At 70.1% G+C, this 2,127-nt stretch carries 2 protein-coding genes and 1 pseudogene; all 3 read right to left on the bottom strand.

Going from position 1 to position 2,127, the window contains the following annotated elements:
• A pseudogene (locus ACLN58_RS21445) lies at nt 1-437 on the bottom strand (hypothetical protein); the annotation flags it as partial.
• Between the two features lie 60 nt (nt 438-497).
• The gene (locus tag ACLN58_RS21440; RefSeq protein ID WP_415857239.1) at nt 498-1,115 is read right to left on the bottom strand and encodes a GNAT family N-acetyltransferase; all 618 of its coding nucleotides are present in this window, start codon (nt 1,113-1,115) and stop codon (nt 498-500) included.
• A 22-nt stretch (nt 1,116-1,137) separates the two neighbouring features.
• On the bottom strand, nt 1,138-2,058 hold the full coding sequence (galU, locus tag ACLN58_RS21435; RefSeq protein WP_415857238.1) for a UTP--glucose-1-phosphate uridylyltransferase GalU: 921 nt from the start codon (nt 2,056-2,058) through the stop codon (nt 1,138-1,140).
• Nucleotides 2,059-2,127: the final 69 nt, after the last annotated feature.

Below are 2,127 nucleotides of genomic sequence, written 5' to 3'. Positions count from 1 at the left end.
ACGACGCTCGACGCCGTGAGCGCGAGCCCACCGACCGGGAGCCACGCGAGCACGAGGCCGATTCCGGCGAACACCCCGCCGACGACCGCGATGAGCAGCCCGCCGAGTCCGATCCCCGCGAGGGCGCAGCGGCCCCAACGAATACGGAAGGCGGCTGGAGCTTCGGTCCGGTTGGTCACGGGCTTCCCCTCCTCGGGGGATTCGCTGGCGGGCGGCGGGGCGAGGGGTCGAAGCGACCCGGGTCTCTCGCCGCCCGAATCGACCCGAGGTGAGGGTGACGAGGCGACGGGAGGCTCGGCACCGCCGTCGGCCTCGGCGAGGAGAACCCCCGCCTCGGCGGCCGGACGCAGGCGACGAAGCATGAAGGGAGCCACCCACAGGAGCCACAGCAGCACGGCCGCGCCGAGCACCGCCGAGCTGCTGAGAGTGAAGTCCATACCAAAACCGTAGGAGGCGAGCCGCTCAGCTGGCCGGATTACGGCCGGTGTGTCGCCAGACTACGCCCGCGAGGCGAGCCAGCGCGCCGTGAGCCCCTCGGGAACCTCCTCCGCCGTGAGAGCGAACGATTCGTGGTCGGCCCACTCCCCCGCGATGTGCAGGTAGCGCGGCCGGAGCCCCTCGTAGCGGAAGCCGAGCTTCTCGACGACGCGGAGGCTCGGGCTGTTCTCGGGGCGGATGTTGATCTCCATCCGGTGCAGGCCGAGTGAGAAGAAGCAGTGGTCCGTCGCGAGGGCCACCGCCGTCGGGGCGATGCCGTGGCCCGCGTGCTCGTGGTCCACCCAGTAGCCGAGCGTGGCCATGAGCGCAGAGCCCCACACGATCGAGGACACCGTGAGCTGGCCCACGATCGGCGGCTTGCGCGCGTTGGGTTCGGCGAGGGTGATGACGAACGGGAGGGCCGAGCCTTCGTGGGCCTGCTGCGTGAGCGAGCGGACCATCTGCCGGAACGTCGGAAGGCTCCCGCCCGGCTGAGGGTTGGAGGCCTCCCAGGGGGCGAGCCATTCGGCGTTCCGGGCCCGCAGCCCCATCCATTCAAGGCGGTCGGACTGCCGGATCGGACGCAGGCCGACGTCACCGGACTCGAGCGAGACCGGCCAGATGCCCGGCCCCCACATGGTCGTCAGACGCCTGTGGTCGTCAGACGCCCGCGGTGGGCACGCCCGCCCCGTCGACCACGAACTCGCGCAGCCAGGAGCGAAGGTCTTCGCCGAATTCCTCGCGCCCGCAGGCGAGCGTCACCACGGCCTTGAGGTAGCTGAGCTTGTCGCCGGTGTCGTAGCGGCGGCCGCGGAACACGACCCCGTACACGCCGCCGCCCTCGCCGTCGCGGGCTGCGAGTGTCTGGAGAGCGTCGGTCAGCTGGATCTCCCCGCCCCGGCCGGGCGCGGTCTCCTTGAGCACGTCGAACACCGCAGGGTGAAGGACGTACCTGCCGATGATCGCGAGGTTCGACGGCGCGTCCTCCGGCGCCGGCTTCTCGACGAGGCCGTGCACCTGCACGAACGACTCGCCGTCCACGGCCGTCACGTCCGCGCATCCGTAGGCCGAGATCGCCTCGCGCGGGACCTCCATGAGCGCCACGACGGAACCACCCGTGGCCTGCTGGACGCGGATCATCTCGGCGAGGAGCTCGTCCCGCTCGTCGATGAGGTCGTCGCCGAGGAGCACTGCGAACGGCTCTTGGCCCACGTGCCGCTGCGCGCACAGCACCGCGTGCCCGAGGCCCTTGGGGTCGCCCTGGCGGACGTAGTGGATGTCGCCGAGGTTGCTCGACTCCTGGATCGCCGCGAGCTTCTTCTCGTCGCCCTTCTGCTCCAATGCAGCCTCAAGCGACGGAACCCGGTCGAAGTGGTCCTCGAGCGCGCGCTTGTTACGCCCCGTGATCATGAGGATGTCAACGAGGCCCACGCTGACGGCTTCCTCGACCACGTATTGGATGGCGGGCTTGTCCACGACGGGGAGCATTTCCTTGGGCATGGCCTTCGTCACCGGCAAAAACCGGGTGCCCAGCCCGGCTACAGGGATGACGGCTTTCCTGACTGGCTTCGTGGTCGACACGTTGCTCACTCTATACGACGTTCCTGATGCGAGGTTTGCCGCGGCAGCGGGTCTCTCGCGGCCCCGCGA

It is taken from the genome of Sinomonas sp. G460-2 (assembly GCF_047759905.1).
Classification (GTDB): domain Bacteria; phylum Actinomycetota; class Actinomycetes; order Actinomycetales; family Micrococcaceae; genus Sinomonas.
The sequence above is the reverse complement of the archived record's forward strand: the minus strand, read 5'-3'. Positions and strand labels throughout refer to the sequence as shown.

Coding starts and splice junctions, on each gene's coding strand:
- ACLN58_RS21440 (WP_415857239.1), bottom strand. CDS start 1,115: ATGTGGGGGCCGGGCATCTGGCCGGTCTCGCTCGAGTCCGGTGACGTC.